Below are 26,759 nucleotides of genomic sequence, written 5' to 3'. Positions count from 1 at the left end.
ATCAGAGCCCCTTAGCCCTGATCGCCTTCCTTGAGGCGGGTCTTCCCGATCGTGTTTTGGGCGATCAGATAGGCGACGGCAATCGCTCCGATGAAGCCCAGAGCGTTCCGCACCAGCGGCAGCAGGTCGGAGGTGCGGGTGATGATCGGCGCCACACCGAAGACCCCAAAGAGAATCACCCAGAGGGGGGAGAGCAGCAGCACCCAGGCCCACTCCACGGTGTGCTCCGGCTTGCGGGGATAGGCGGCAAATCCCACGATCAGACCACCCAGGATCGAGGTGGCGAGGGTGAGCAGCCATTGCTCCTGGGGCAGGCCGGGCACGACCTGGCAGCCGCCGATCTCAAGGCAGCCCTTGACGGTGTGGAGTGAGTCGAGCAGCGCCGCATCCTGGCCGTGGTCGCGCACGTAGTACTGGTTGCCGAAGCGGGTTTGCAGCTCCACCCAGTAGGTGCGGGGCATCAACGCGAATAGCGCGTCGCCCACGTTGAAGTTGAGCAGGTTCCCGCCGCGCTCGTCGGCGATCAGCAGCAGGCTGCGCTCATCGAGGCCCCAGAAGTCTTTAACGGCGAGCCCGGGTGTGCGGTCGTACTGGGTGAGGACGCGCAGCTTCCAGCCGCTGACGGCTTCGAAGTCGTTGATCTCGGCTTCCAGAGCGGCGCGCTGGTTGTCCGTGAGGATCTTTGCCAGGTCGATCACCGGGGTTGGGTGATCGGGCAATAGGTCCGGGTTGTCATAGGCCCAGGCCGGTGCAGCCCCCCAACCCAGCAGGAGCGCCAGGCTGAGGGCTAGACCCAGCAGCCAGCCGCGGAGGGCGGAGGCGCTGTGGGCTGCACGCGGCTCGGTCATGGCACCTGCTTCAGTGGCGAGCATTCTCCCTGAGTCCTCCGCAGCGCCGTGAGTTCTGCTTCATCTCCTCTGCACGCGGCCCCCGCCTGGCTGATGGAGCGGTTGCAGGCCGCCGGTGGCTGGGTGCCCTTCAGCACCTACATGGACTGGGCGTTGCACGATTCCAGCCATGGGGCCTATGGGGCGGGACGCCTGCAGGTGGGGCCTTCGGGTGACTTCGCCACCTCCCCGTCCCTGGGACCGGACTTCGCCGAGCTCCTGCTGCCTCAGCTTCTGCAGTGGTTCCAGCAGCAGCCAGGCGACGGCCCCCTGGCCTTGATCGAGACCGGCCCAGGGGAAGGCCAGCTCGCCCTCCAGCTCTCTGAGGCCATTGCGCGGGATGCACCAGAGCTGCGCGAGCGCCTGGAACTGGTGCTGGTGGAACCGAACCCGGGCATGGCGGAGCGTCAGCGGGCGCTCTTGGCTGATGCTCCCCTGCGCTGCCGGTGGCAGTCCTTCGCCCAGCTCCAGGAGTCGCCCCTCACCGGGGTGATGCTCGCCCATGAAGTCCTGGACGCCCTGGCGGTTGAGCGGGTGCTTTGGGATGGCCAGGACTGGCGGCTTCAGGGGGTCTCGCTGGTGGGCGACGCTGCGCTGGAGCTCGCGGCTGGCCCCCCGCTGAGTGAGGCCCTGCGGCTGGAGTTGGACGCCTTGATCCCTGGGCCTTCGCGGCCAGAGGGCTGGTGCACGGAGTGGCATGTGGGTCTAACCCCCTGGCTGGCCCAGGCGGCTGCGGCCCTCAGCCAGGGCCAATTGCTCGTGATCGACTACGCCCATGAGGCCTGGCGTTACTACGCCCCGCAGCGCAGCAATGGCACCTTGATGGCCTACCGCGGTCAACGGGCCAGCGATGACCCGCTGCTGGAGCCGGGCCACTGGGACCTGACGGCCCACCTCTGTTTGGAGTCGCTGGAGCGGGCCGCCGCCGCCAGTGGCTGGAGCCTGCTGGGGCAGCGGCGCCAGGGTGAGGCTCTGCTGGCCTTGGGGCTAGCCCAGCGCCTGCACGCCCTGCAGCAGGGATCTCCGGCGGAGTTGGCCGATCTGCTCAGTCGCCGTGAAGCGCTGCTGCGCTACGTCGACCCGTCGGCCCTCGGGGATTTCCGCTGGATTGCCCTGCAGCGCTCCGGCGCTGTGGGCGCCCAGCCGTTGTTCCTGCAGGATCCGCCCCTGGCCTAGGCGCAGCGGGAGAGGGCCGCCAAGACCTGCTCGGGTTGGACATCACTGCGGATCTCCACCCTGCCAAGGCTGGTGGGGAGCACGAAGCGCACGCGGCCGTCGCGCACCTTCTTATCCCCCTGCAAGCAGCGCAGAACGGCCTGGGGATCAAGCTCGGGCCAGCGCATCGGCAGACCTGCCGCTTCGATGACGGCCCGTTGCCGGCGTTGGTCATCGGCGCTCCAGAGCCCCAGCTCCAGGCTGAGCTCGCCGGCGGCCACCATGCCGATGCCCACGGCTTCGCCATGGAGATAGGTGCCGTACCCGCAGAGGGCTTCCACCACGTGGCCGAGGGTGTGGCCGTAATTGAGGATCGCCCGCAGCCCCCCTTCCCGTTCATCCGCCGCGACGACCTTCGCCTTGGCGGCGGCGGAGCGCTCCAGGATGCTCTCCAGGAGCGAAGCGGGCAGGGTCGCCATCGACCGCAGACCGCCCGCTGCGGCTTCCAGTTCGGCGAAGAGGTCCGGATCTCCGATGACCCCGTACTTGATTACCTCGGCCATGCCGGCCCGGAATTCCCGCTCCGGCAGGGTGGACAGGGTGGCGGGATCAATCAGGACCAGCTTGGGCTGGTGGAAGGCCCCGATCAGGTTCTTGCCACCGGGGTGATTCACGCCGGTTTTGCCGCCGATTGAGGCATCGACCATGGCCAGCAGGGTCGTTGGCACCTGGACGACGGCGATGCCCCGCAGCCAGCTCGCGGCGGCGAAGCCGGCCATGTCCCCCACGACGCCGCCGCCGAGGGCGACGATCAACGATCCCCGCTCCAGTTTTTGGGCGAAAGCCGCGTCGTGGATTTGAGCCACGGTGGCTGGGGTTTTCTGTTCTTCCCCGGCCTCAATCACGAGGAGCTCCGCCTCAAAGCCCGCGGCCTGGAGGCTGCCCAAGGCCTGGGCGCCGTAGTGCTGATGCACGACGGGGTTAGTCACGATCAGGACCTTGGTGCCCGCTTTGATGCCCCGGCCCAGGATCTGCTGACCGAGGCTTGAGAGCGCTCCCCGTCCGATCACGACGGGATAGGGATTCGCACTGAGTGCCACCTCGATGGTGCGGATCGCGGCGGCCGTGGCGCTCATGGACTAACGCTGCAGTCGCTTGAGGCTATCGGTCCCCTGTTGCCGTCAGCACCTCGAGCAGTGCCGCGCCGTAGCGCTCCTGCTTGGCCGTGCCGATGCCGCTGACGCCGGCGAGTTCGCTGAGGGATCCGGGACGACGCGCCGCTAACTCCACCAGGGTTCGGTCGTGGAAGACCACATAGGGCGGGACGCCCTGCTGCCGGGCCTGCTCCCTCCGCCAGTTTTTCAAGGCCGCCAGCACTGGATCGTCGTCCGGCAAGGCCGCAGCAGGGCTCTGGCTGCGTCGCCGCTGCTCCTTCGCCGGTGGTGGCAGCACCAGATGGAGCTCCCGCTCGCCCCGCAGCAGCGGCTGCACCAGCTTGGCTGGACCAAAACACAACCCGCCCTTGGCGTCGTCTGGGGAATCCAGGGCCCCGAGGCTGACCAGCTGGCGCAGGAGGGCCCGCCATTGGCCTCGATCCAGCTCCTTGCCGATGCCGTAGACACTCAGCTGCTCGTGCCCGAGCGATCGGATGCGCTCGGTGTTCGCGCCCAACAGCACGTCGACGACATGGCCTGCGCCAAAGCGTTGGCCGGTCCGGTAGACAGCCGACAGCCCCTTCTGCGCCGCGACCCGGCAGTCGCTGCGCTGTTTGGGTTCAAGGCAGCCATCGCAGTTGTTGCAGGGCTCGGCCAGCTCCTCACCGAAATGGCTGAGCAGCACCTGACGCCGGCAGCCGCTGGCTTCGCTGTAGGCGATCAGGGCCTCGAGCTTGTCGCGTTCGATGCGTTTCTGCTCCTCACTGGCTCCGGAGTCATCGATGAACCGGCGCAGCTGGGGGATGTCGCCGGCGCCGTGGGCCATCCAGGCCACCGCAGGTAGGCCATCGCGACCCGCCCGACCGGTTTCTTGGTAGTAAGCCTCGAGGCTTTTGGGCAGGTCGACGTGGGCCACGAAGCGCACATCGGGTTTATCGATCCCCATGCCAAAGGCGATCGTGGCCACCACGACCACGCCGCTGCCCAGGCGGAAGCGCTTCAGGGCCTCCCGCCGCGATTCGGCGTCCATGCCAGCGTGATACGCGATCGCATCGATGCCGGCGGCCTTGAGTTCAGCGGCCACCCGGTCCACCCGGTTGCGGGAGCGGGCGTAGACGATCCCTGATTCACCGCGGTGTTGTGCCAGGAACTCCAGCAGCTGCGTAACACCACCCTGTTTGTGGCGCAGTAGATAGCGGATGTTGGGCCGATCAAAGCTGGCCAGGAAGACCTCGTCCTGCTCCAACTGCAGGCAGGCGCGGATATCCCGCTGGGTGCGCGGATCGGCGGTCGCGGTGAGGGCTAGCCGCGGCACCGCGGAAAAGCGCGTCGCGAGCTGATCGAGTTGCCGGTACTCCGGCCTGAAGTCATGCCCCCACTGCGAGACGCAATGGGCTTCATCGATGGCGAAGAGGGCCAGTGGCATGGCGCCCAGCCGCTCCAGCACATCCGCGCTGAAGAGCCGCTCGGGTGAGACGTAGAGGAGATCCAGTTCGTCGTTGCTGAGCTGACGCCAGATGGTTTGGCTGGCGCCGACCTCCAGGCCGGAATGCAGGGCGGCGGCCGCAACACCAAGTTGCTGCAGCGCTTCCACCTGGTCCTGCATCAGGGCGATCAGCGGTGAAATCACCACGGCCAGCCCTGGTGTGCAGAGGGCCGGGACCTGATAGCAGAGCGATTTACCGCCGCCGGTCGGCATCAGCACCAGCCCCGAACCGCCGCCGATGACATGGCGCACGATCGCCTCCTGCGGTCCGCGGAAGGAGGCGTAGCCAAAGACCCGTTGCAGCACCTCCAGCGGATCGCTGTTGGGCTGGGCCGGGCTACTCAGCATGGGGCGACTGGCTGATCAGAAAAGATCCACCACAATGGCGCGATATGGCTGAGCGTTCCCTCCGCACCGGTGCCTCCTCTGCCACCGCCTGGGCTTTCCTGTCCCCGGCGCTGGTGCTGATTTCCCTGTCGGTGCTCATCCCGGCGGCGATGGCCCTGGTGATGAGCTTCACCCAGACCGGCTTGGATGTGTCGGAGCCCCTGCGCTTTGTGGGCCTGGCGAATGTGCGGCGCCTGCTGGCGGATCCGATGTTCTTTAAGGTCCTGGGGACGACCTTGGCGTATCTCTTTGGAGTGGTGCCGCCGGTGGTTCTGGGGGCGCTGGCGCTGGCGGTCATCGTGAATCGTCAGCTGCCGGGGATCCACTGGTTTCGGGCCGCTTTCTACACGCCGGTGCTGGTCTCGATCGTTGTGGCGGCGATTGCCTTTCGTTGGCTCTACGCCGAGAACGGCTTGATCAACGGATGGCTCGGCACGCTCTTGGGTCCCGGTTTTGAGCCGATTGGTTTCATCACCAATCCCTTGCTGGCGCTTCCGGCCGTGATGGTCGTGACTCTGTGGAAGGGCCTGGGATACTACATGGTGATTTTTTTGGCCGGTCTCCAGGGGATCCCGGCTGACCTCTACGAAGCGGCAGAGCTCGATGGCAGTGAGGGTTGGCGTAAGCACCTCGACATCACCCTGCCCCTGCTGCGTCCCTACGTCACCTTGGTCGCGGTGATCTCAGCGATTGCGGCCACCAAGGTCTTCGAGGAGGTCTATCTGATGACCCAGGGGGGACCCGCGAACAGCACGAAGACCCTGGTCTATTACGTCTACGACCAGGCCTTTGCCGAGCTGGAGCTCAGCTACGCCTGCACGGTCGGCTTGGCGCTTTTCGTGATCGTGTTGCTGCTGTCGCTCGTTCGCTTCCTGTTCGCAGGGGACCGCGGCTTCACCTAGGGGCGACGCAGACGAATGCCGCAATCGAACACATCCTTGGAGAGCGTTCGGAGCGGGCCATGGTTGCTGCGGTCGACTCGGTTCTGGAACGTCTGAGCGCGGCTGGTGTTCGGCAGGTCGACGTGACCTGGGATAACCATGCTGGAGAGACCTTGGTGAAAGTGGTGCCGTTGCGCCACCTGCCGGAGGCCATCGCCAAGGGTGTCGGCTTCTCACCGGTCTCGGATGCCTTTCGCTCCGATGGTGTGATCGATGGGGCCCATCGCCTGGCGCGTCCGGATGGTGACCTCCGGCTTCGGACTGATCTGGAGACCTTAGCGATGCTGGAACCGCAGTTCGGCTGGGCTTGAGCCGCGGGAGAGCGCTGGGATCGAAAGAGCGGTCCCTATGCCGCGGATCAACGTCACTTCTGCCGACGGATGGAAGCGGCGCTCGCGGATTCCGGCTGGCGGCTTCGCGCCGGCTTTGAACTCGAGTGGGTCGTCGTCGTCCCCGGGGCAGACGGAACTCCCCAAGCCGTTCTTCCGGGTGGGCCCTACGGCGCCGATCGGTTGATCGAGGGCTTGGATTACGCCTCAGCTCTGCTGAAGGCCCTCGATGAAGCGGAAGTTCCTTGGCTGCAGTTCCATCCCGAATACGGCCCTTCCCAATTCGAGTTGTCGTTTGCGCCCGATCGCTCCCTCACCGTTGCCGACCATCTGATTCGCGCTCGCTTGGTGATCCAACGGGTGACAAGGCGATTTGGTTGGTACAGCAGTTTCAGTGCCAAACCCCGTCTGGATTGGGTGGGTAACGGCGGTCACCTGCACCTCAGCGTTCTCCATGACCAGGGCCCCATCCTTCAAGGGGGACAGGGCATCCATGGCCTGAAACCCGAGGGTGAAGCGTTAATCGCGGGTTTGCTTGAGCAGTTGCCCTCGCTGATGGCCCTGGCCAGTCCTTCTCCGGTGTCCTATTTGCGTTTGGTCCCGAGCAGTTGGTCGGCTCCCTTTCAGGTCTGGGGTGTGGAAAACAGAGAAGCCGCCCTCCGTCTTGTCCCGAGCGCTGCCGACGGTTGTGACGCGCATCTCGAGATCAAGGCGGTCGATCCCACGACGAATCCCTATCTCCTGCTGGGGGCCCTGCAAGCCCAAGTGAAGGCGGCCCTCGAGCGGCCTCGCGTTCTGCCGCCAGCGCAGATCGGTGATCCGGCTGCTGCTCCGGGATCCTCGGCGCGACGTCTGCCGTCGAGCCTGCTCGAGGCCCGTGACGCCTTGGCGGCTGATCACGTGCTCGAGGCTGCCATGGGCCCACTGCTGCATGGGTCCCTGTTGGACAGCCTGGCCGCTGAAATTCAGAGGGTGCAGCAGCTCCAAGTGGAGGATCAGGTCAGCGGCTGTTGCTGGTGGCCGTTGGTCGGAGGCTTGGCCTGATGCGACGCCCAGCCCTCCCCATCGCTGCGGCGCTTGGGAACACGGTCGAGTGGTTTGATTTTGCTGTCTATGGCTACTTCGCCCACGCCATTGGCGCGGCGTTCTTCCCCACGGATCGACCCTCGCTGCAGATGGTGAGCGCCTTCGGGGTGTTTGCCGTCGGCTACTTGATGCGACCCGTCGGTGGCCTGCTGCTCGGGCCCATCGGCGATCAATGGGGGCGCCGCGTCCTTTTGTTGATCAGCGTGTTGGTGATGGGCTGCTGCAGCTTGGCCATTGCCCTGTTGCCAACCACGGCCCAGATCGGACCCAGTGCGGCCGTGCTGTTGGTGCTGCTGCGGATGCTTCAGGGCCTCTCCGTTGGGGCGGAATATTCCGGAGCGATTTCCTGGAGCGTTGAAACGGCACCCGGTCATCGGCGGGCGTTCTTCTCCAGCATCACCGCGAGCGGCGCCACGGTGGGCTTCATTGCTGGTTCCGCTGCTGCGGCGCTGGTCAGCCTGGCTTTCTCAGCGGAGGCGATTGAGGCCGGAGCCTGGCGCTTGCCCTTTGCGTTCGGGGCCCTGCTGTCGTTCGTTGTTCTTCTGTTGCGCCGCAGCCTGGAGGACAGCCGGCCGGGCGATGCGGCGAGCGGATGGCGCGCGCAGTTCCAATTGCTGTTTCAGCAATGGCCAGCCATGGTTCGCCTGGTGGCCAGCGTCGCTCTGGGGACCGCGATTTTTTATCTGGCGGCGGTCTATTACGTCGATGTGATGGTGGCAGCCCACCCCGAGCAGGCGGCTCTCCTGAACGGCCTGACCTCACTCATTCAGGTGTTCAGCCTTCTGCTCTCCCTGTTGGGGGGCTACCTGGCCGACCGCTGGGCACCGTTGCCCCTCCTTCGCTGTTCCTTGGCCGTCCTGATGCTGGCGCTGGTGCCGGGTTTCCTCTTGCTCGGATCTGGCTCCATCGCTGGATTTGTTTGGGGTCAGGCCCTGTTGCTATTGCCGACCTTCTTCTATTCCGGCATTACCCCTTACCTGCACGCCTCGTTCTTCCCTGGGGGAGCCCGTTGCGGTGCCTTCTCGTTCTCCTACAGCCTGTCGGTGGCCCTCTTTGGCGGATCCGCTCCTCTTCTGGTGGGCTGGATGGTCAATGCGGTGCACTGGAGCTCGGGTCCGCTGCTGTATCTGGTGCTGCTGGCCGCGTTGGCCTGGTGGGCGTGGTCTCGCCAACCGCCCTATCTGGACCCTCGACCGAGCTAGGCCTTGCATGCGAAATTGAACGATTGGAGCTCAAGACGCATGGGCCCTGCGATCGGCATCGTCGGCGGCGGCCAGTTGGCCTGGATGCTTGCCGAAGCTGCCCAACGCCGGCAGATCGCGCTGCAGGTCCAGACCCCCTCCCCTGAGGATCCGGCCGTTGGCTTGGCCGCTGGAGTGGTGGAGGCCTCCGTCCGCGACGTGGCGGGCACGGCTGAGCTGGCGACACGTTGCTCTGCCATCAGCTTTGAGAACGAGTGGATTGATCTGGAGGGCTTGGCGCCCTTGGCGGCCCAAGGGGTCCAGTTCGTCCCCAGCCTGAAGGCCCTGCAACCTCTGGTCTGCAAGCGCAACCAGCGGGAGTTGCTGCAGCGGTTGAATCTGCCGTCGCCCCGTTGGTTCCCCCTGACGGCGGCCTGCCCGACCCCGTCCAAGACCACGCCGCCGAGCGCGGGCCAACCTGCCCTCCCCGATGGGTTTCAGTTCCCGCTGATGGCCAAGGCGGCCACGGGCGGTTACGACGGCAAGGGCACCGCCGTGTTGCGTGGCCCAGAGGATCTCGTGGCATTGATCGCACAGGTTGATCCGGCCAATTGGATCGTGGAGGAGTTCGTCGAGTTCGAGCAGGAGCTGGCTCTGGTGGCGGCTCGCGATCGCTTTGGCGAGGTGGTCTGCCTGCCGTTGGTTCAAACACACCAACACGAGCAAGTTTGTGATTGGGTGTTGGCCCCGGTAGAAGCCAGCCACGCTCTGCAGCAGGCCGCCCGCAACATCGCGGCTTCTCTTCTGACATCCCTGGACTACGTCGGCGTCTTGTCCCTGGAGTTCTTCTATGGGCGCCGCGGTCTGATGATCAACGAGCTTGCCCCGCGGACACACAATTCCGGTCACTACTCGATTGAGGCCAGCAGCTGCAGTCAGTTCGACCTCCAACTCCTTTGCGTGAGTGGTCAGGCTGCGGTTGAGCCCTCCTTGGTGGTTCCCGGTGCCCTGATGGTGAATCTGTTGGGCTTTGAGCAGCGCTCCGCGGATGATCCTGAAGCGGACTACGGCGATAAGCGTCAGGCCTTGGCGGCCCTGGCTGATGCCCATCTCCATTGGTACGGCAAACGGGGTTCTTCCCATGGCCGGAAATTGGGTCATTTGACCGTCCTGCTTCGCTCGACCGACGCTCAGGAGCGCCGGCACGAGGCCATGGAGCGGCTGCAAGAGGTGCGCTCGATTTGGCCTCTGCCAGGCGGGACGGCGGCGGCCTAGTGGGCCTAGGATTTGGGCGGACTGCTGTGTTGGTCACTGCCTTTTACAGTTTTCTGATCTGACTCCCTTTTCGACTTGGGGCGTCTGTCGCGACAGTGCCGTAGACCGGCCTCGTAGCCGGAAACGAATCTGCGCTTTGACTCCCCTTCTGGTTTATCCAGGTCGGAATCTGGGGCAGAACGGCACAGCGGTTCACCCTCTTTGCAGCACATTTGATCTCGGGTTTTATTGAATCCGATTGACTGACAAGCTCACTGACACATTGACTGACAGCTGAGCGCCGTCTCAAGGGGCTGCAGAGGCTCTCATGTGGGTCCTTAGTTCTTCCAGCAGAGACGTTCAACGCAGAAGGGGCCATGGGGGAGTCTGGAGTCCTTGGGCGGACGAGATAGGGGTTCGGAAATTTTCGACAGAGAACAGAGAGCGAGTGCCCCCCAAGGGGGCCTTTCTTTAAGCCCTCTAAAAACCAAGGCATCTCATGCCGGGTCTCGGGCTACTTATCCCGGACGCCGGGAGTCCCCCACTTGCAGATGGAACGGTGCGCCTAACCCGCGGTTCATTTCGAGTCACTGCGACAAACAGCCGATGAATACGATCAGAACGATGAATCGGATCGCCCTACCAGTTGCCGTCATTGGCCCAAGCCTGAAAACTTGTCATCACACTGTGCGGTCCGAAGCAGCAACAGCTCCAATTCACGCTCTTTGATCGCTTGATAGGCGCGGCCCAGCCCATTTACCTCCACGCAGACTCGCTCCGGATCGCAAACTCGAAACCAGTCTTCGCCAGTAATCTCAACTGTGAAAACAGTCTCTGTTTCAAAGACTGGAGGCAGGCCTTTCTCCATCCAACTCAGCAAGCCCACTTTGTGGGTAGCTGCCAAGGCGACGGCGCTGGCAAGCCTTAAGGATCCCCTTACCTGATGCCGCCGATGCGTGCCTCGGTGGTCGGTGACAACGAGATGATCGTGCCAAGCTGTTTTCAAAGTTGCTCATAGTTTCGAAGTCAATTCTGCCTTGTTGCCTTTCCAGCCGACATTTTCTTATCTTGGGCTGTATGTGAAAAGTATGAAAGAGATGGAGCACTTTTATTGCGATGTTCTTGGTATCTCTATCCCGCTCTCTGCTGGAACATGATCAAATCGTACTGGCCCCTGGTCGTGCGCAGGGGAGCGCATCGACGCTTAACCAGATCTCATTTGAAATACAGACACTCTATGGTCTAATCGATACGTTTCGTGTCTTAAGTGAACTTGACATATCTGGCATGCGCTCGATGAAGCATGGTGGAAGTTGGTCCCTGTACATCCCAGACCCCAAAGACAGCACAATTGAGTTGTTTGTTAGAACGGATTGGTATGTGCCACCCCATGCCACGACAAGTCACGATTTGAATCAATCAGAGGAGCTGATCCGTCAACAAACAGCACTGATGGTAAATCAAATACCCGGTTCAAAGTCCTTGCTGGTTTGGCACCAAGAGTTTCAGCAACGCATGAATCGTTCCATCTGAAGAGGTAGTTTGAAGGGCAGGGAGTGGTATCGCACCATTTAAGTGTTCAGCTACGGCCAGCTAGATTCCCTTGTGTTAACTGGCAAGAAACAGCAATCCTGTTTTGCGGGAATTAAGAAAAGTGATTAAATACAGATACGCTTCAGGTCCTTCCTTGGATTGTACTAAGTGGGCTGCCGCTATTTAATCCAAGCTCTGACATGACTGACGCGAAGCTGGTTGTAGAATCCTATAGATTTGAGTTTGCTTGCGTGAAAAAACTTTCTGCTAGGGACTTGCTTGTTAAGAGCTTTGCAATTATTTCCCTTCTGATGTTTTCTGCTAAAATTACACTCATGATGGGCCCAGCCATTCAGAGTCTAATAACTTCTAGTTATGACTCAAAATCTTCGGAGTAACTCTCTCTGTACAATTCTCTTTTGACTTCAACAGGAAACGTATTGACCTCTATCTTTGACTCTGGCAAGAGTAGAAGGCTTCATCTTTGTGATGGCAACAGCCATGGAGCAGTACAAGGTTGTTACTGAATCACTTTCTTTGTGCCATGTACGCATGGCTCAGTATTGATTTCTTTAAACCAAGTTATGCATCTGTTTGTCCAAGCCAATTGGATCAAGCTTAGTTTAGTCTTAAGTATGGAGTTAAAGTTCTTGAGGAGATAGTATGTTTAGAACGTGGCGACACTAAAAAAAATACCTTCGCCATGACTCCCAGGCAGAAACTCTCAACCTTGTATCGGAACCGCGTGGGCCTCTACGTAACTTTTTGGGGTCTCGTTCATATTCCTTTTCTCTTTGTTTGAGAGAGAGCATTTTGGCGGCATGCGCAAGATTGCGTTGCTTTATCTCTTCAGCACTTAACCGTGGCTGAGTTTTTTGATCTGTCGTTAGGTCGATCGTTTGGGATTCTGGCTTTACGGTCCATCGTCGAACTAGGCGACTGATATTTCGAGCTAAGATATAAGCGAGTACAAGGCTAAGGGTAAAAGAAATTAAAGATACCATTCGCTTTGAGACCCATTACCACAATTCTACCTGGCTTGTCTGGTTTTTAGGGTACGCATGTCGCAACGTGTTCTGTGTTTTCTAGTGGACTGTCCGAAGCCTCTGAGACAGATAAAGATCAATCTAGTTTTTTTGACTCTATGAGGTAGCTTTGGTGATTAGGATCGGGAAGTTTTGGCCTATGTGGCTGGAGACCTAGTTGTGTAACTCAAGGCCTTGAGCTGCGCTCGCAATGATTAGTCGAACATTAAGTAGCTGATCCCTATGGCAAGGTTCATCATCCTGTTAAGTGGGCAGCTCCGGTCAGGCCAACGCACTACTCAGCGTGGTGTTTGCGTCATGCTACAACGGTGACACATGCAGCACGACTGAAGGGGAGAGCATTCGGCTGGCTTGTATCGATACTCCGGAGCTGAGTGGCAGCAAGGCTGAGGTCGTGCCGGCCAAGGTTGATCACAACTATTTCTGCGAAAGGGTGGTCTGAAAGGAGTTCTTGATTCGCCGTCTCAACATTGACCGCTATTGCAGGACCGCGGCCGATATCTACCTGAAGACCTTTGATTCGCTTGGACTAGATATGATCCGATGTGTCAATGCGGTCGTCTATCGGCGCTAAGCTATGCAGTACTCTTTTGCAAACGGTCTTGTAGACGACGGTACAACTATGCCATAACCGTCTAGGAAGCTTACCCCACAAAGCACCGTCCAGGGTGAGAACTAAGTCCTGCTATCAACTCTGTGTTCTTATAGCTTGAGGATAGCCGTAGAGGTTCAACCAGGCAGAGATTAGTAAGGCTTCTTTGCCCAGAACTGGTACATGCCTATGAATGTTGAAGGGTATTCTTTTTCAAAATCAGCCCAATTTCTCAAGCAGATTAGTCCCTCATCGTCGGGATATCGCTCACGGTAGAGACTTTCAATATTGTCTGAGAGCATGAAACCACAAAACACTAGGTTTTGGCTGTCCAGAAGAGAATCTAGTTCCATTGTTGTAAAACAATGCTCTTGGACATGGAAGCACAAGTCACGGCATTCGGACAGCGAGAAAAGTCTCTTACGCACCTAGGTAAATCTATCAACTCATTAATCTCGCCTCGCATGACTTTACTTCTCAACTCTCGTATACCCTTCGCAGTACTTTCTATCTCTAATCTCTTGATTGTTTCCTGTGCCCTTGAAATAGTCTTACGTGCGGCAGTACTATACAATCCTAGTTTTATGTATCCACCTGGCTGCAGCTGTTGCACTAGTGCAGACAGTCCATTTGCGGGCTTTTCCATATGGAGCAGGACGCCACTACACTGTTTTAAATCAAAAGTCTCATTAAGGATCTCTGCATTTAGTATGTCTAATCTTTTGAACGATACATTTGTCATATTGTACTCTTCGGTTTTCCTTATTGAGTAGGCGATGCTCCTACCACTTAGGTCAATAGCTGTCACCTTGGCATTCTTATAACGACTTGTCTTGATAACTTGATCACCCGTACCGCATTCGGCTATCAGTATCTTTGGGCTTTCCTGCAGAGAAAGTAGTTCATGGTTAAAGGAAAGTCTCATCTTTGTCGATTCTCGTCTTATCACCTCTGATGCTAACTTTGAAAGTGTAGAAGTAGTATAGTCTGAGTAATGATATCTTGGATATGGATTCTCTTCGTACATTTCTTGTACGCTCTTTGAGACTATGTCATTAATCACTTCACTTGGTTGCATTAGTCTTTTTATTTCTTTTTCTTTGAATGGTTCTGTAAGGTGCGTCGCAACGAAATCTTTGCTTTCAGCCCCGGAAAGGACGTCGTGGCTAATTTTAGCCGAGTCTAGATTGACTAACTGTAATGGTTTGTAGCAGCCCACCACTGCAAGATACTCATTTATCTCCTCAGGACTCTCAGTAATCTTGCTTGTCAGCAGCGCTATTAAGTGGTCCTCTTCTTCCGACGTCGAATATACGTATTCATTTAAACAACATTGAACAGCTAGAGCCTCTGTTAGGGATTTAAGTCTTGGCGGGATAAATCCTTGTCGAAATGTTGATTTCAATATTTCTTTTCTTAAGTGAGTCAGGAATCTTTCGACATCTGAGTCCGTAGGGATTGATAGTGTGAGAGATTTTCGGAATCTCCAATCGATGACCTGTAAAGAGGTTCATTGCCTTCAGCGACTATCTCGGTTGGAATGAGTGCTTCTCGTATTATGTGTAGATATGCCTTCAAGAATACATCCGATAGACCTTGATGCGAGACATCTGTGCGATTTAATGGCAATTCATATGCTTTCACTGCATTCTTTATGTTTGATGGCTGAATGTTCAGCTTCTCTATTATCGATTTTAAATTAGTTATCCCACTCTTCCAGTTCTGTCTTAGATCCAAGGAATGAAGTGTTACGGCAAGAGCTTTGTCATTATCATTAAGATCTTGGTAAATAATTCCGAGGTTCAGATATGCGTCAGGATTATCAGGTTTAAGTTCGAGTGATCTAAGCGTTGAATCCAGTGCTTGATCCGGGTTGCCGAGTTGCTTGTATATGATCCCCAGATGAAGCAGGGCGTTGGGGTTGTCAGGTTTAATGCTAGCGATTTCGAGTTGAATCTAGTGCTTTCCCGGGCTCCTCGAGGTGCTGGAAGATGATACCCAGATTTAAAAGAGCATTTGGGTTCTTAGGTTTTAACTCGAGCGATTTAAGAGTATGCTCAAGAGCTTTCTTGGTTTCGTCGAGCTGTTGGCAGATATTGCCTAGGTTCATATGAGCATCTGGGTTTTCCGCTTTTAATCGCAGTGACTCAAGGGTGGAGGTTAAGCTCTGGTCAAGGTTGCCTTGTATTAAGCATCTATTGCCTAGGCTTATGTGTGCATTGGGATTGTTTGGGTTTGCATTAATCTAATCTTGTTGTAGAGATGCTGCCTCGGTGAAGCGCCGGCTGCTTGTGTAAATTATTCCCAGGTTTATGAAAAGAGAGTCATCTTTACACCCTATGAGTCTGGCCTGTCTGTATAGCTCCTCAGCTTTCGCAGGTCTCCTTTTGTATGGTTTCTTATGCCGGATTCAAGTAGGCTCTTTTTCTTGATCAGGCTTTTGTTGGCCGATTTATTCTTCTCGTTTCTTTGCTGTCCGAACCCGCTCACCAGATGCTTGAAGATGAACCTACTTTAATACGCATATGATCCGATCTCTGATCCCTGATATTTCACTGCTTCAGAGCTGTCTCTTGCGTTCCAGCTTGTGCCGCCTTCCATCGGAGATCACCAGCTCGACACTTTGCGAAAAGTGGTCCTTCTTACGGGCTCTGAGGGATGGCGGCCTGCGCTAAGCAGATCGTGAGCGTCACTGCACCATTTGATGGTCACTATTGGCGCTAGGCTTACCAGCGTTATTAGTCCTGTGGCCTGGCACCGTGAACTTTACCTAGCATCGCTGAAATCCTTTTCTTCAATGATTAGTTCCCGTTGTACTTCCTTCGGCTGCTAGATGCTCATTCGTGCGGGTAATGCTATTTATTGGCTATATGTCGTTTTATGCTTTATGTTGGTTATTGATTGCTTGGCGTCGGGTTCAAGTTGAATTCGATGTGTTGAGATTGGTGAGGCTGGTTGCATTCGACACGAACTATTCACCGTGGATGGATTCATTCTTGGTCTCAAGGATTAGTGTTGATTGCAACGGTTGTTTCGTTTTCTTTTTTTTCTGGTCTGCTTCTCAATGTTTTTGATTAATCCGGGTGCCATCGACCTTGTTTTGTTTCCCTATTGGCGCATCAGTGGAATGCCGATTCCTTCTTCGATTGAGCCTGAGATTTGCCCGTGCTCCCAATAGAGGATGCGTGGAAGCTGGTGTGCATCTTGGCTCTTTTTATTCATGCTTATGACTGTGATGCGTTCTTCCATTGATCAAAAGGCTCGGGCATGTCGCTGATGGTGATCACTATTGTGTTAAGGGATTCCATTGCTTCGTCGCCGCTCTGAATGGATGACCAGTTACTGGTTTGAGGCGGCTGAATGAATTGTTTCGCTAGTTCTGCCGACTTCAATTCACCTGATTCCTCCGTTTGTTAACTGACAATCTGACTGTATTATCGACTCATAAGACCCAGTCAGAGTAAGTTGTATTTGCTATTGCTGGCTTCTGTGTTGTTTTTCGTCTTTCCAGGTCGGAATCTGGGGCAGAACGGCACAGCGGTTCACCCTCTTTGCATCGAGCGTGACCTCGGATCCGGTCACGCTCTGTCGCAACTCCAACGGGCCCACGCCCTGTTCATCCCGTGCTTACGCGGGATCATTGGATTGGTGCAGCCCTAAGGCCTCATGAACCGCTTCTCCGCTGTCGTTGGGCTCTCGCTGGCGATGAGCTCAGCCCAGGTGTTCCCTGCCATGGCTCAGCAGGTCTCGCAGCCTGGTTATTCCAAGACCAGCCAGTGTTTCAAGGACGAATACCGGGAGGAGTACGTCCCTGGAACTAAGGACTCCCCGGGCTACCTCAAGAAGTGGAGCGAGAAGGTCGAGATCCCCTGCGACGCCCCGACCGCAGTCGAGGGCACCATTCAAGACCCGACGTCATCCAAAAAGGTGGACGACAACAGCTGCATTGAGGGCTCCGTCATCGGTGGCCTCCTGGGTGCCGGTGCTGGAGCGGCCCTCTCCCGTGGCAATGGCCGCTGGATCGGCGTTCCCGTCGGAGCTGCGGCTGGTGCCCTGGTCGGCTGCCAAGTGGATGGCGGCTGACGGCTAAATGAGGTGTGAGAGAGGCAGTGAGCGTGACCCCACCCACCCGTTCAAGCAACCACGCAAGAACGGGTCTCCCCCTCACTTCCGAACAATAGTCATCAGCACCACGCCTTCCATTCCTCGGGGCAGCGTTCGCTGAACCGAACGGATTGAGGCGGTTCTCCACCTTTTGCGGATGGGGAGGACCGCATAGACCAATGGGGCGTCTCTGGGACGGGGACCGCTGAACCTCTGGGCGTCGAACACCAGGGGTTTTTTCTTGGCTCAGGGAGCCCCTCTGCGTTCTCTTGATGTCCTGCGCTACAGCGCGGGAGCGAAAGTCTGCCTAGGTTCCTGCCATGGTTTGGCAGCGGATCCGCTCTCTTCTGTCGTCGTCGCCCCGGCTGGAGCGCGACGCGCCGCCGTTGCCCAGTGACGAGACAACCGTCACGTCGTTGCAGACCATTGCCTATTGGCGTTATCACGCCCGGCTCAGTTTTCAGACGCCCCTGACCTGCCTGAAGCGAGACGGTGAGGTCAGAAGACAGCATCCGCCCGAGTTCCAACCGATGCAGCGCAGTGGCAAGGGATGCGGCGATTGGATTCCCTATCGATCCGATGGCTTTGTCGCGGTGGCTGAACTCAGCTCCACTCAGATGGAGTCCTGGACCGCCGAGTCAGGCATCCAACGTGAGCCCAAGCTCAGGCTTTTGATTCGCTTCCGCGAGATCTTCGAGAGCAAGGTCCTGCACGTGGATCAGAAACTCATGCAGATCTATGCCCTGGTGGATCAGGACGGCTTTCGCGCGGTCGCCTCCAGCCTGATGGGTGAGCACTTTCCAGATGACGTCTTTATTGCTGAGCTGACCAAGCTGCGGGGGATTGGTCTGCAAAAAGCTCACCTTCTTTGGAATGCGGGCCTTCGGACACCGGCCATGGTTCAAGCGGCTTCCGATGCCGAACTGCGTGGAATTCGCGGCATCGGCCCCAAGTTGATCGCTCAGCTTCGTTCCCAGGCCGTGGCCTGACGACCAGGGATCACCGGCCGACTCCCTCGCTTCCAGGGCCGAATGATGGCGGCGCGCAGTTCCCTCGAGGGTTGGCGAATCGGCATGCGCCTTTGCTCGATGAACATCTCATCGTTCATGGCGACCCGCAGGCTGATCATGGCCAGCAAGCCCCAGGACTTCACGCAGAAATGACGCGTCGCCGGTGTTGTCCCGCAGCTCAGATCGAGCTGACGTTGTGATTGCTACGGCCTCTGCAATTCAACTGGCGATCGGTCGATCGGTTCGCGGTTGGGCGGCCGGTCTCGTGCAGTGGGCCCCCTTGGCACTGCGCTTTCGGTTCGTTGGTTTCTTCAGCTCTTTGAGCTTGAGCGGAGTCCGGGATGGTTTGTTGTGGTGCCTGTGATCTGGGGTCATCGTTGAATCCCAGGGTTCTTCGAAGGCTGCCAGATCCAGATCAGCTGACAAGGGTCTGGGCTGTTTGCAGATTGAAGGGGGCGCAATCGAGGTCGATGGATGACACAGCGACTGGTTTTGGCCCTGATCTTTGACCTTGGTTTATTCCTGTCCCCGGTCTTCGCCCAATTCAGCCAGTCCACGTCTGCTGATTCACAGGAGCAGCTCACGGATTGGCAGCGAAGGGAGTTGGAACGCCAACAGCGCAAGCGGATGGAGGCGAGACGCTGCATCAGTGACTGGCGCCTGGGTCTTTGCAGCCGCTCCTACCGTTAACCCCTGCATCGGGGATCTCGGGTGGTGGATGTCAGTGGCGTGTCCGTGGCGCTGATCGCGCTTGGGCTCAGTGCCACCTGGGTCGTGCTCTTTTACGGCTTCACGCGTACGACCCGCTACGAGACCGAACGCACGCAGATGAATCGCGTGCGCAGACAAGTCATGGCCGCACTGAGGGATCGGGCCGATTGACAAGCCCACAATCCGCTGTTAGTACAGGTGTACTTGTGCCGGACTGATGGCTCCTGTTGCTTCCCCATACGCCACGTTTCGGGCTTCCGACTGGGTCTGGCCGGCTGCGTCCTCTCCATCGCCGTCATGTCAGGCCACGGTTGGCTCCAAGATCCCGCCACGCACGCGACCAAGCGCTTCCACTGCGACGAAAAAAGTTGGGCGCAAGACCCGATGGTCTTCGTCGATTCAGGGCGACCTCTTCCAGGGCAGCCCCCTTTGCTCCAGTCCCGTGATCACCTCCACCGAGACCAGGCAATTGAGCTTTGGCGGACTCTTCTAATCCGCGGCTGGACCGAAGTCAGGCCCCAGTGGGGTCTTGAGCTTGAGGTCTGAGTCAGCGCGTGAGGACGCTCTGAATCTGCTCTTCCAGTTCGAGTGCGCTCAGGCCGGTCACGACAAACACCTCCTGGGCGCTGCTGCCCCTGCGCGCGACGAGCTTCCATCCGCCGCGAATCGGAATCGAGACCTTCAGGCGCAGCTCCGGGGCCCGTCCCTTGACCCGGGAAATCACCGCCGGCGTGATCGTGTCGATCTCGGGCACCCGCGACAACTTCTTCAGGCAGGGAATCAGACCCTCGAGATAGGTGCTGTGGGTGATGACCAGCCGACCCATGGCGGGCATCCTAGAAACGCGAGCCCGTAGCCGGATGCTGCCGCCGCTGCTAAAGATGCTGTCCCCTCGTTTTGCCGCATGGCAGGCCAGCAGGCTCCCGAGTTGCGCGAGCAGTTGCGTCAACGGCTCAGTAGCGAGCTCGGTGGCGCCGCCCAGTTGGTGAGTGTGGAGCGCAGTGCGGACCAGAGCGTGAAGGGTGTGGCGGTCTGCTCCGGTCGCATCTTGAGCTTTGTCCTCGACGCCGAGCAGGAGCGCCTGCGCACCCTGCCGATGTTTGAGCTGCTGCAGCGGCGCTTCGCCTGAGCCCCTGGCTCAGCCCCGCTCGACGGGCGCCATCGTCAAGCCCTCGGCGGCCAGGAGCTGGTGGTAGAGCTCGGCCTGCTCCAGCGGCCCGCTCCAGACGACGGCTGAACCCTGGGAATCGATCTGATGGGCCAACTCCCAGGCGCGATCGGAGACCATGTCGGGGATGTATTTGACCAGGACCTCCACGACATGCTGAAAGGTGTTGTGGTCGTCGTTCAGCACGATCACGCGACCCGTTGGATAGGGCGCTCGGACCTGTTGTCGCTCCATGACGGCCTGTCCGCCGGGAGAGGAGCTGATGGAGCGGATGGGTTGCATCTCGAAACAGCCAGCAGGTCTGTGCTCAGTTTGGGCCATGGCCCTGGTTAAACTCACCGAAACGCTTACCGCACAACGATGCTGATCACCGTGGGCTGGGCCGCTCTTGCTGCCACTTTCACCTTCTCGATCGCCATGGTGGTGTGGGGTCGTAACGGCGACGGCACCCTCAACTTCTGAGCTTGAGCCTCGGTTTGCTCAACCGTGATTGAGTCGATCAACCTCAACAGTATGCTGGCGGTGACCACCGCCGCACTATTGGTTTTTGTCAGCGGTGGAGTCTTGTATCTCTCCACCATTGAGTGGCGCGACCGTCGTCGACGCCAACAACCGGTTCAACCCTCTGCTCGCGCCCGTAAGTGACGCGCGAGCCGGGGGTTTTTGAACCTTGGGCCTGGAACCGATCCGCGGAGTTGTTGCTGTCAGCTCCGGACTCTTCCGGCTCGCGCGTTTCACCGGCCTGGACTCCTGAGCGGCAGCAGCATCTGCAGGCTGCCGTTCGCTTGAACCCAGGCAGTCCCGACTCCATCCGCGCGGCCGAGTCCCTCCTGGACTGCACGGACGCATCCAGTCTCCAGGCGCAGGCCGATGCGCTGCGCCGGTCTCTTGCTGGCGAGACGGTCAGCTACGTGGTGAACCGCAATCTGAATTTCACGAACCACTGCCTTCAGCACTGCAGTTTTTGTGCGTTCCGCCGTGATGCAGGAGCGGCGGGCGCCTATTGGCACGGCTTTGAGCTGCTGCAGAGCAAAGCTGCAGAAGCGGCCTCCCTCGGGGCGAGCGAGCTGTGCATTCAAGGGGGACTGAATCCCGAGGCGAAAAGCCAGGGCTCGGCCCTCGCCTACTACGCGGAACTCCTCGAGGCCCTCACGGAGGCGGCCCCGGGCCTGCACCTCCATGCCTTTTCACCCCAGGAGTTGCTCTTCATCGCTGAGCAGGATGGAATCCCGCTGCAGCGGGTGCTCGAGCGTCTGCAGCAGGCGGGTCTGGCCTCGATCCCGGGCACGGCGGCTGAAGTGCTCAGTGAGGACGTCCGCCGTCAGCTCTGCCCCGAGAAGATCACGGCCCGGCAGTGGTGCGCGGTGATCCTTCAGGCCCATCGCACGGGCCTCCCAAGCACCGCCACGCTGATGGCGGGTCACATCGAGTCAAACCGGGATCGGGCCCTGCATCTCCTCACCCTGGTGGCCCTCCAGCAAGAGGCTCAGCGCTCCGCTCAGGCTGGCTTTTCCGAGTTTGTCCTGCTTCCTTTTATTGGTGCGCAAGCACCCGCGGCCCTGCGTCATCGCGTGGGACGCGACCAACCGGATCGAGAGGCGATGTTGCGCTTGACGGCCCAGGCTCGATTGCTCCTTGGGGAGTGGTTCACCAATCACCAGCCAAGTTGGGTCAAGCTCACCCTGGCCGGCGCCAGCGAGGCCCTGCGTTGGGGCTGCAATGACTTGGGCGGCACCCTGATGGAGGAGAGCATCACGAGTATGGCCGGCGCCCAGGGAGGCACATCGCAATCGGTGCAGGCCCTGCGCTCAGCAGCCCTGACCCTGGGCCGGCCCGTGCGTGAACGCACCACCCTCTACGGAGCTGTGGCCTGATGCGCGGCCTGCGCAGCAGCGCTGGACTGGTCGCCCTTCTGGTGGCCTTGCCGGTCCTCGCCCTCTGGCTCTTCCCTCGCGGATCGGCTCGCGGCGTGGACCGACTTCTGCTGGAGTCGGCCCTGCTCCAGACCCATCGCTCGCGCCCAGCGGATCCGCCCCCGTCCATTTGGAGGGACCGTCTTGGCTCCCAAGCGGCCCCGCTCTGGTCTTCGCGTCAGCAGCTCTGGTGGCAACTCTGGAGCTCCCACGCCTCAGCGGGTGCGGTGCTGGTCTTGGAGACGCCGGCCTCGGCTCCCCTTCCTGCCAATGCGTTCCGCCTGGACCAGTTCACTCTGGTGGCCCCCAATCCTCTGGTGCGTCAGCAGCTCGAGCAGCAATTGCAGCTCGAGCGCCCCTCCCTGCGTGGCTTGGAGCGGCGTTGCGCGCTGCAGCTCCAACGGGGTGACGCGGTCTATTGGAGCGCCGCCGGCCTCTCTTCGTTGCTCGGCCCCTTAGCTCCATTGGCGAGCAGCTTGCAGCAGGGTTGTCTGTCCCTCAGCAGTGAGGGATCACGGCTGCTCTGGAGCGGAGAAGCCGATGTGGCCCGCGGCAGTCATGCCGCCGCTCCGCGCTCCGCCGCAGCCCCTGATCCTGAGCCCCTCGTCGCCCCGACGTTGCTGGAACTCCAGGGCCCCCGGCTGGAGCTCGTGCTTCGCGGGCTGCTCAGTAGCGCTGCCTTGAAGCAGGCCCTGGCCGATCGCTATGGCATCAAGCCTGATGCCCTCAAGCGACTCTCCCAGAGCCCGTTTGTGCTGCGCCTGTCCGTCCTGAACCAGGGGGCATTCTTGGCGGGCTTGCAGTTGCAGCTGCGTCTGCGGGATGGCCAGGCCTTTTGGGCACCACGCCTCAAAGCCCTCGAGCAACCCCTCCTTGATCAAGGCTTGGCCGACTCCAGAGGGACAGGGCAGCAATCGCTCTGGAGCCGCGATGGCATTGCCCAGGGCGGCTGGCGTTGGTTATCCAAGGATCAACTTCTGCTCTTCCTGGGGCCCGCGCCAGGACCACTCAAACCCGCTCGCCTCGAGCAAGAGTCACCGTGGAGTCTGAGGCTCCAGCCCAAAAAGCTCAAGGCCCAGGGCTTGCTTCCGCCGCTGATGCCTGTCGTTGTTTGCCGTGCCCGGGAGCTGGTGCTACGAGGGGTGCCGAGCCGGGGAGGCCAGACCGCCCTGAGCGGTGAGCTGATGCTCTAGCTCTTGTTGGCTTCGTGCTCGGCGGCAGCCCGTTCGCGGCGCCGACGCTCGGCGGCCACGGTTTCTTCCATCAGTTCCACGGCCTGGGTCATCTTTTCGATGTTTCCGGCGTAGAGGCTGAGGTCCTTGTCGACGCGGGACTTGATCAGGCCCATGGACTCACCGATCTCGTGGGCCGCACTGCGCAGGGCCAGGGGATCGATGGCATCAGCGCCCTGGGCGCGTTGCAGCAGGCTGAGCAGTCCGACGGCCACCAAGCGTGAGTAGTGGAAGTCGTCGCGCTGGACGCCGTGGAGCAGGCTGGCGATCGGTGCGGGGGCACCCTCGCCGCGGTTGCTCAACCAGCCTTTGACCTCATCGAGGCTGTGGTGACCCACTTGGGTGGCCGCGTCGGCTGCCATCTGGCGGAAGGCGGCACCGTCAAAACCATTAGCGCTGCACAGGGCCAGGAAGAGCTGTTCGCGCTGGTTCTCCGGCTTGTAGCCGCTGGAGAAACTGTCGAAGACCTGGGTCAGACCAACGGCGAATAGTTGATCGGCCTGGAAGCCCTTCTGGTGGCTCAGCAAGTGCAGCTCCACCAGCAACTCATCCACCAGGCGGCGGTAGAGCGGCGCGATGACATGGGGAAAGGCCTGGTGAAACGCCCGCTTGCTATCGGCAACGGTGAGGCTCGCACTCACGCTGAAACATCCATCAAGATCCCGCGACCCTAGCTCGCTGAGAACGCTGAATTTGGCTGAAGCTCAGTAGGATCCGCCCACCTGCAGAAGCTCCAAGTGACCATGATCCCGATCGTGATCGAAGAGTCGGGCCGTGGTGAGCGGGCGTTCGATATCTATTCGCGTCTTCTGCGCGAGCGCATCGTCTTCCTGGGTGAGCCTGTGACCGCCGAGTCAGCCAACCGGATCGTCGCCCAGCTGCTCTTCCTGGAAGCCGAAGACCCCGAGAAGGACATCTTCCTCTACATCAACTCTCCCGGTGGTTCCGTCTACGACGGCCTTGGCATCTTCGATACGATGCAGCACATCAAGCCGGATGTGCAGACCGTCTGCGTTGGTCTTGCGGCCTCGATGGGTGCCTTTCTGCTCTGTGCCGGGGCCAAAGGCAAGCGCAGCAGCCTGACCCACTCGCGGATCATGATCCACCAGCCGTTGGGCGGTGCCCAGGGTCAGGCCAGCGACATCCGAATCCAGGCCGACGAAATCCTCTACCTCAAGAAGAAGCTCAACCAGGAGCTCGCCGACCGCACCGGCCAACCCCTGAGCCGGATCGAGGACGACACGGACCGTGACTTCTTCATGTCCCCCGCCGAAGCTGTCGAGTACGGCCTGATCGACAAGGTGATCGACAAGCGCCCCGTTCGCCCCGTCTGATCGGTTCATCACTCCATGGCCCGCGGTCGCGGTCAACGCAGCGGTGCGGTGGGTGGTCGAGGCCGCCCACCGAGTGAGCGTCCCAGCAAACTTTGCCCGGTCTGTCAGCGCCCCTTTCAGTGGCGTAAGAAGTGGGCAACGGTTTGGGAGCAGGTGATCTACTGCTCAGATCGTTGTCGAAACCAGGGTCCAGACAGCAAAAAGCCCGCGGGTTGACCGCGGGCTTTGTTGTAAGGCTCAGCCTCAGGCTGAGGCGGCTTCCGGAGTGCTCAGCAGAGGAGAGAAGCGCTCCTTCTCCGGGACCGTCGTGAATTCACTGACGATGGCGCGGAACTCATCGCCATCAAGGCTCTCCTTTTCAATCAGGAGTTCGACAACACGATCCATGCAGGCCCGGTGTTCGGCGACCAGTTTGACGGTGTCTTCGTAGCAGGTCTGAACTATCTTGCGCACCGCTGCGTCCACGCGGGCTGCAGTCGCATCAGAACCATCGCTGCGGGTCATCAGGTCGCGGCCTAGGAAGACCTCCTGGTTGCCGGCTTCGAGGGAACACTGGCCGAGATCACTCATGCCGAAGCGGGTGACCATCTGACGGGCGATGGAGGCCACCTGTTGGATGTCACCGCCGGCACCTGTGGTGACTTCGGCATAACCGAAGACCACATCCTCAGCAGCGCGACCACCCAGGGCACCCATGATCCGAGCGCGCAGTTGGGCGCGGCTGACGAGCATCTGTTCCTCGTCGGGGGAGAACCAGGTCAGGCCTTGGGCTTGACCGCGGGGAATCAGGGTGACCTTCTGGACGGGGTCATGCGCCTTGACGAGGGTGCCCACCAGGGCATGGCCCACTTCGTGGTATGCGATCAGGCGCTTGCTGCGGCCGTCGGTGAGGGGCTTGCCCTCCATGCCCGCGATGATGCGATCCACCGCGTCATCGATTTCGGCCAGGCTGGTGGCCTCCTTGCGGCGACGGGCGGTGAGGATGGCCGCTTCGTTCAGCAGGTTTGCCAGGTCAGCTCCGGAGAAACCAGGAGTGCGGCGGGCAATGGCTTCAAGGCTGACGTCATCCGCGAGTTTTTTGTCGCGGCAGTGCACTTTGAGCACAGCCAGACGGCCCTTGATGTCGGGCACATCGACCTGCACCTGGCGGTCGAAGCGACCGGGGCGCAGCAGGGCGGAATCGAGCACATCGGCGCGGTTCGTGGCCGCGATGATGATGATCCCGCTGTTGCCCTCAAAACCGTCCATTTCGGTGAGCAGCTGGTTGAGGGTCTGCTCCCGCTCGTCATTGCCGCCACCGACGCCGGCACCGCGTTGACGGCCGACGGCATCGATCTCGTCAATGAAGATCAGGCAGGGGCTGTTCTCCTTGGCGCGTTTGAAGAGGTCGCGGACACGGCTGGCGCCGACGCCGACGAACATCTCGACGAACTCTGAACCGGAGAGGGAGAAGAAGGGAACACCTGCTTCACCCGCGATGGCTTTGGCGAGCAGGGTTTTACCGGTGCCAGGAGGGCCAACCAGCAGCACGCCCTTGGGGATCTTGGCGCCCACCGAGGTGAAGCGCTCGGGGGTCTTCAGGAAGGTGACGACCTCTTGCAGGTCCTGTTTGGCTTCTTCAACGCCGGCGACGTCGTCGAACATCACGCCGGTCTCCGCTTCCATCAAGAAGCGTGCCTTGGTCTTACCGAACTGCATGGCCTGACCGGGGCCGCCGGGCATGCCGCCACCGCCACGGCGGGAGAGCAGCACCAGGCCACCGATCAGCAGGAGCGGGAAGAGCAGGTTGCCCAGCAGTCCGAGGGCCGGAGGTGCCGTGCGCGGGGGGTGGATGTCAAAGCTGATGCCCTGCTCCTTGAGGTTGTTGACCAGTTCCGGAGCCAGGCCGGGGAGATCAACCCGCAGGCGCTGAACGCGGTTGTCGAGGTCGGGATCAACGGCTTCCACGACAGCCGTGCGGCCGCCGTCAAAAATGTCAACGGCGGTCACGCGGCCGGCATCGACGTAATCGATGAACCGGCCGTAGCTCATACGGGCCACCGCAGCGTTACGGGGGGCAACGGTGGTGCTGGAGGAGGGGCTTACGCCACCGAAACCGCCGCCCAGCACTTGCCAGCCGAGGAAGACGGCGACGCCAATGGGGAGAACCCACAGGGCAATCGTGCGCCAGCGTTGATTCATGGCCGCCTCAGGTGCAGATCTGAATGTTTAACAAGTGTAAAGCGAGCGAGACCTGTTCTGAGCAGATCTTTTGCG

Annotated in this window: 33 protein-coding genes and 1 other RNA gene; 21 read left to right on the top strand and 13 right to left on the bottom strand. The window is 59.8% G+C overall.

Annotated features, from left to right (window positions below; all coding sequences use genetic code 11):
• Positions 1 to 11: 11 nt before the first annotated feature.
• Positions 12 to 848: a TPM domain-containing protein gene (locus tag H0O22_RS04275; protein ID WP_255439462.1), complete on the bottom strand. Its 837-nt coding sequence runs from the start codon at positions 846 to 848 to the stop codon at positions 12 to 14.
• Positions 849 to 941: 93 nt separating this feature from the next.
• Between H0O22_RS04275 and H0O22_RS04270 the strand changes: the two genes are divergently transcribed.
• A complete protein-coding gene (locus tag H0O22_RS04270; protein WP_185188296.1) occupies positions 942 to 2,063 on the top strand; it encodes a class I SAM-dependent methyltransferase in 1,122 nt (373 codons plus the stop codon).
• On the opposite strand, the gene aroB is transcribed toward H0O22_RS04270, so the two are convergent.
• Together aroB and recQ are read right to left on the bottom strand one after the other, a co-directional pair.
• Entirely contained in the window at positions 2,060 to 3,178 is a 1,119-nt protein-coding gene (gene aroB / locus H0O22_RS04265) for a 3-dehydroquinate synthase (protein ID WP_185187759.1), read from the bottom strand. The genes H0O22_RS04270 and aroB overlap by 4 nt on opposite strands.
• A 25-nt stretch (positions 3,179 to 3,203) precedes the next feature.
• The gene (recQ, locus tag H0O22_RS04260) at positions 3,204 to 5,030 is read right to left on the bottom strand and encodes a DNA helicase RecQ (protein ID WP_185187758.1); all 1,827 of its coding nucleotides are present in this window, start codon (positions 5,028 to 5,030) and stop codon (positions 3,204 to 3,206) included.
• Between the two features lie 44 nt (positions 5,031 to 5,074).
• On the opposite strand from recQ, the gene H0O22_RS04255 reads away from it, so the two are divergent.
• The 6 genes from H0O22_RS04255 to ssrS all read left to right on the top strand — a co-directional run bounded on the left by H0O22_RS04255 (position 5,075) and on the right by ssrS (position 10,079).
• A complete protein-coding gene (locus H0O22_RS04255; RefSeq protein WP_185187757.1) occupies positions 5,075 to 5,971 on the top strand; it encodes a carbohydrate ABC transporter permease in 897 nt (298 codons plus the stop codon).
• 59 nt (positions 5,972 to 6,030) lie between these two features.
• Positions 6,031 to 6,321 carry a hypothetical protein gene (locus H0O22_RS13285; RefSeq protein WP_255439461.1) on the top strand — a complete coding sequence of 97 codons (291 nt, stop codon included), beginning with the start codon at positions 6,031 to 6,033 and terminating at the stop codon, positions 6,319 to 6,321.
• 69 nt (positions 6,322 to 6,390) lie between these two features.
• Positions 6,391 to 7,383, top strand: coding sequence for a glutamine synthetase (locus H0O22_RS04250; RefSeq protein WP_255439460.1), 993 nt, complete (start codon positions 6,391 to 6,393; stop codon positions 7,381 to 7,383).
• Positions 7,383 to 8,627 carry an MFS transporter gene (locus H0O22_RS04245; RefSeq protein WP_185187756.1) on the top strand — a complete coding sequence of 415 codons (1,245 nt, stop codon included), beginning with the start codon at positions 7,383 to 7,385 and terminating at the stop codon, positions 8,625 to 8,627. Before H0O22_RS04250 ends, H0O22_RS04245 begins: the two co-directional genes overlap by 1 nt.
• 39 nt (positions 8,628 to 8,666) lie before the next feature.
• Positions 8,667 to 9,881 (top strand): 5-(carboxyamino)imidazole ribonucleotide synthase, encoded by a 1,215-nt coding sequence (locus tag H0O22_RS04240; RefSeq protein ID WP_185187755.1) that lies wholly within the window; start codon positions 8,667 to 8,669, stop codon positions 9,879 to 9,881.
• A gap of 15 nt (positions 9,882 to 9,896) precedes the next feature.
• A non-coding RNA gene (gene ssrS, locus H0O22_RS04235) (6S RNA) lies at positions 9,897 to 10,079 on the top strand.
• A gap of 433 nt (positions 10,080 to 10,512) precedes the next feature.
• Here the strand turns inward: ssrS and H0O22_RS04230 are convergent.
• Positions 10,513 to 10,728, bottom strand: coding sequence for a hypothetical protein (locus tag H0O22_RS04230; protein ID WP_185187754.1), 216 nt, complete (start codon positions 10,726 to 10,728; stop codon positions 10,513 to 10,515).
• A 248-nt stretch (positions 10,729 to 10,976) separates the two neighbouring features.
• On the opposite strand from H0O22_RS04230, the gene H0O22_RS04225 reads away from it, so the two are divergent.
• Positions 10,977 to 11,393: a glyoxalase gene (locus tag H0O22_RS04225; RefSeq protein WP_255439459.1), complete on the top strand. Its 417-nt coding sequence runs from the start codon at positions 10,977 to 10,979 to the stop codon at positions 11,391 to 11,393.
• 1,293 nt (positions 11,394 to 12,686) lie between these two features.
• Complete coding sequence (locus tag H0O22_RS04220; protein WP_185187753.1) at positions 12,687 to 12,881, top strand: hypothetical protein; 195 nt, start codon at positions 12,687 to 12,689, stop codon at positions 12,879 to 12,881.
• 493 nt (positions 12,882 to 13,374) lie between these two features.
• Here H0O22_RS04220 and H0O22_RS04215 read toward each other — a convergent pair whose 3' ends face one another.
• The 4 genes from H0O22_RS04215 to H0O22_RS04200 all read right to left on the bottom strand — a co-directional run bounded on the left by H0O22_RS04215 (position 13,375) and on the right by H0O22_RS04200 (position 16,280).
• Positions 13,375 to 14,436 (bottom strand): bifunctional 2-polyprenyl-6-hydroxyphenol methylase/3-demethylubiquinol 3-O-methyltransferase UbiG, encoded by a 1,062-nt coding sequence (locus H0O22_RS04215; protein ID WP_185187752.1) that lies wholly within the window; start codon positions 14,434 to 14,436, stop codon positions 13,375 to 13,377.
• Between the two features lie 20 nt (positions 14,437 to 14,456).
• A complete protein-coding gene (locus tag H0O22_RS13415) occupies positions 14,457 to 14,924 on the bottom strand; it encodes a tetratricopeptide repeat protein (protein WP_370521506.1) in 468 nt (155 codons plus the stop codon).
• Between the two features lie 43 nt (positions 14,925 to 14,967).
• Complete coding sequence (locus H0O22_RS13410; RefSeq protein ID WP_185187751.1) at positions 14,968 to 15,141, bottom strand: tetratricopeptide repeat protein; 174 nt, start codon at positions 15,139 to 15,141, stop codon at positions 14,968 to 14,970.
• A 998-nt stretch (positions 15,142 to 16,139) separates the two neighbouring features.
• Positions 16,140 to 16,280 carry a hypothetical protein gene (locus H0O22_RS04200; RefSeq protein WP_185187750.1) on the bottom strand — a complete coding sequence of 47 codons (141 nt, stop codon included), beginning with the start codon at positions 16,278 to 16,280 and terminating at the stop codon, positions 16,140 to 16,142.
• A 417-nt stretch (positions 16,281 to 16,697) separates the two neighbouring features.
• Here H0O22_RS04200 and H0O22_RS04195 point away from each other — a divergent pair, with 417 nt between their 5' ends.
• Both H0O22_RS04195 and H0O22_RS04190 read left to right on the top strand, forming a co-directional pair.
• Entirely contained in the window at positions 16,698 to 17,114 is a 417-nt protein-coding gene (locus H0O22_RS04195; RefSeq protein WP_185187749.1) for a glycine zipper 2TM domain-containing protein, read from the top strand.
• Between the two features lie 341 nt (positions 17,115 to 17,455).
• A complete protein-coding gene (locus H0O22_RS04190) occupies positions 17,456 to 18,124 on the top strand; it encodes a helix-hairpin-helix domain-containing protein (RefSeq protein ID WP_185187748.1) in 669 nt (222 codons plus the stop codon).
• Here the strand turns inward: H0O22_RS04190 and H0O22_RS04185 are convergent.
• Entirely contained in the window at positions 18,097 to 18,264 is a 168-nt protein-coding gene (locus tag H0O22_RS04185) for a hypothetical protein (protein WP_185187747.1), read from the bottom strand. The genes H0O22_RS04190 and H0O22_RS04185 overlap by 28 nt on opposite strands.
• A 355-nt stretch (positions 18,265 to 18,619) precedes the next feature.
• Between H0O22_RS04185 and H0O22_RS04180 the strand changes: the two genes are divergently transcribed.
• The 3 genes from H0O22_RS04180 to H0O22_RS04170 all read left to right on the top strand — a co-directional run bounded on the left by H0O22_RS04180 (position 18,620) and on the right by H0O22_RS04170 (position 19,402).
• Entirely contained in the window at positions 18,620 to 18,835 is a 216-nt protein-coding gene (locus H0O22_RS04180) for a hypothetical protein (RefSeq protein ID WP_185187746.1), read from the top strand.
• A gap of 21 nt (positions 18,836 to 18,856) precedes the next feature.
• Positions 18,857 to 19,027 (top strand): hypothetical protein, encoded by a 171-nt coding sequence (locus H0O22_RS04175; RefSeq protein WP_185187745.1) that lies wholly within the window; start codon positions 18,857 to 18,859, stop codon positions 19,025 to 19,027.
• Positions 19,028 to 19,153: 126 nt separating this feature from the next.
• Positions 19,154 to 19,402 (top strand): DUF1651 domain-containing protein, encoded by a 249-nt coding sequence (locus H0O22_RS04170; protein WP_185187744.1) that lies wholly within the window; start codon positions 19,154 to 19,156, stop codon positions 19,400 to 19,402.
• 1 nt (position 19,403) lies between these two features.
• Here H0O22_RS04170 and H0O22_RS04165 read toward each other — a convergent pair whose 3' ends face one another.
• A complete protein-coding gene (locus tag H0O22_RS04165) occupies positions 19,404 to 19,682 on the bottom strand; it encodes a DUF2103 domain-containing protein (protein WP_185188294.1) in 279 nt (92 codons plus the stop codon).
• Positions 19,683 to 19,760: 78 nt separating this feature from the next.
• On the opposite strand from H0O22_RS04165, the gene H0O22_RS04160 reads away from it, so the two are divergent.
• Positions 19,761 to 19,985 carry a hypothetical protein gene (locus H0O22_RS04160; RefSeq protein ID WP_185187743.1) on the top strand — a complete coding sequence of 75 codons (225 nt, stop codon included), beginning with the start codon at positions 19,761 to 19,763 and terminating at the stop codon, positions 19,983 to 19,985.
• A 9-nt stretch (positions 19,986 to 19,994) separates the two neighbouring features.
• Here H0O22_RS04160 and clpS read toward each other — a convergent pair whose 3' ends face one another.
• Positions 19,995 to 20,306 (bottom strand): ATP-dependent Clp protease adapter ClpS, encoded by a 312-nt coding sequence (gene clpS, locus H0O22_RS04155; RefSeq protein ID WP_185187742.1) that lies wholly within the window; start codon positions 20,304 to 20,306, stop codon positions 19,995 to 19,997.
• 78 nt (positions 20,307 to 20,384) lie between these two features.
• On the opposite strand from clpS, the gene petN reads away from it, so the two are divergent.
• The 4 genes from petN to H0O22_RS04135 all read left to right on the top strand — a co-directional run bounded on the left by petN (position 20,385) and on the right by H0O22_RS04135 (position 23,130).
• Positions 20,385 to 20,486 carry a cytochrome b6-f complex subunit PetN gene (petN, locus tag H0O22_RS04150; protein ID WP_185187741.1) on the top strand — a complete coding sequence of 34 codons (102 nt, stop codon included), beginning with the start codon at positions 20,385 to 20,387 and terminating at the stop codon, positions 20,484 to 20,486.
• Positions 20,487 to 20,510: 24 nt separating this feature from the next.
• Positions 20,511 to 20,669 (top strand): hypothetical protein, encoded by a 159-nt coding sequence (locus H0O22_RS04145; RefSeq protein ID WP_185188472.1) that lies wholly within the window; start codon positions 20,511 to 20,513, stop codon positions 20,667 to 20,669.
• A gap of 122 nt (positions 20,670 to 20,791) precedes the next feature.
• Positions 20,792 to 21,898, top strand: a complete 1,107-nt coding sequence (locus tag H0O22_RS04140; protein ID WP_370521505.1) for a CofH family radical SAM protein — start codon at positions 20,792 to 20,794, stop codon at positions 21,896 to 21,898.
• Positions 21,898 to 23,130: a hypothetical protein gene (locus H0O22_RS04135; protein ID WP_185187739.1), complete on the top strand. Its 1,233-nt coding sequence runs from the start codon at positions 21,898 to 21,900 to the stop codon at positions 23,128 to 23,130. The genes H0O22_RS04140 and H0O22_RS04135 overlap by 1 nt, the downstream gene beginning before the upstream one ends.
• Here the strand turns inward: H0O22_RS04135 and psb29 are convergent.
• Positions 23,127 to 23,810 (bottom strand): photosystem II biogenesis protein Psp29, encoded by a 684-nt coding sequence (gene psb29 / locus H0O22_RS04130; RefSeq protein ID WP_185187738.1) that lies wholly within the window; start codon positions 23,808 to 23,810, stop codon positions 23,127 to 23,129. The two genes, H0O22_RS04135 and psb29, sit on opposite strands and share 4 nt — an antisense overlap.
• Positions 23,811 to 23,912: 102 nt before the next feature.
• Here psb29 and clpP point away from each other — a divergent pair, with 102 nt between their 5' ends.
• Together clpP and H0O22_RS04120 are read left to right on the top strand one after the other, a co-directional pair.
• A complete protein-coding gene (gene clpP / locus H0O22_RS04125) occupies positions 23,913 to 24,503 on the top strand; it encodes an ATP-dependent Clp endopeptidase proteolytic subunit ClpP (protein WP_185188293.1) in 591 nt (196 codons plus the stop codon).
• A 15-nt stretch (positions 24,504 to 24,518) separates the two neighbouring features.
• Positions 24,519 to 24,719 carry a DUF2256 domain-containing protein gene (locus H0O22_RS04120; RefSeq protein WP_185187737.1) on the top strand — a complete coding sequence of 67 codons (201 nt, stop codon included), beginning with the start codon at positions 24,519 to 24,521 and terminating at the stop codon, positions 24,717 to 24,719.
• Positions 24,720 to 24,746: 27 nt separating this feature from the next.
• On the opposite strand, the gene ftsH is transcribed toward H0O22_RS04120, so the two are convergent.
• Positions 24,747 to 26,684: an ATP-dependent zinc metalloprotease FtsH gene (gene ftsH / locus H0O22_RS04115; protein WP_185187736.1), complete on the bottom strand. Its 1,938-nt coding sequence runs from the start codon at positions 26,682 to 26,684 to the stop codon at positions 24,747 to 24,749.
• Positions 26,685 to 26,759 lie beyond the last annotated feature (75 nt).

This window comes from Synechococcus sp. LTW-R, from assembly GCF_014217875.1.
GTDB lineage: Bacteria > Cyanobacteriota > Cyanobacteriia > PCC-6307 > Cyanobiaceae > Vulcanococcus.
The sequence above is the reverse complement of the archived record's forward strand: the minus strand, read 5'-3'. Positions and strand labels throughout refer to the sequence as shown.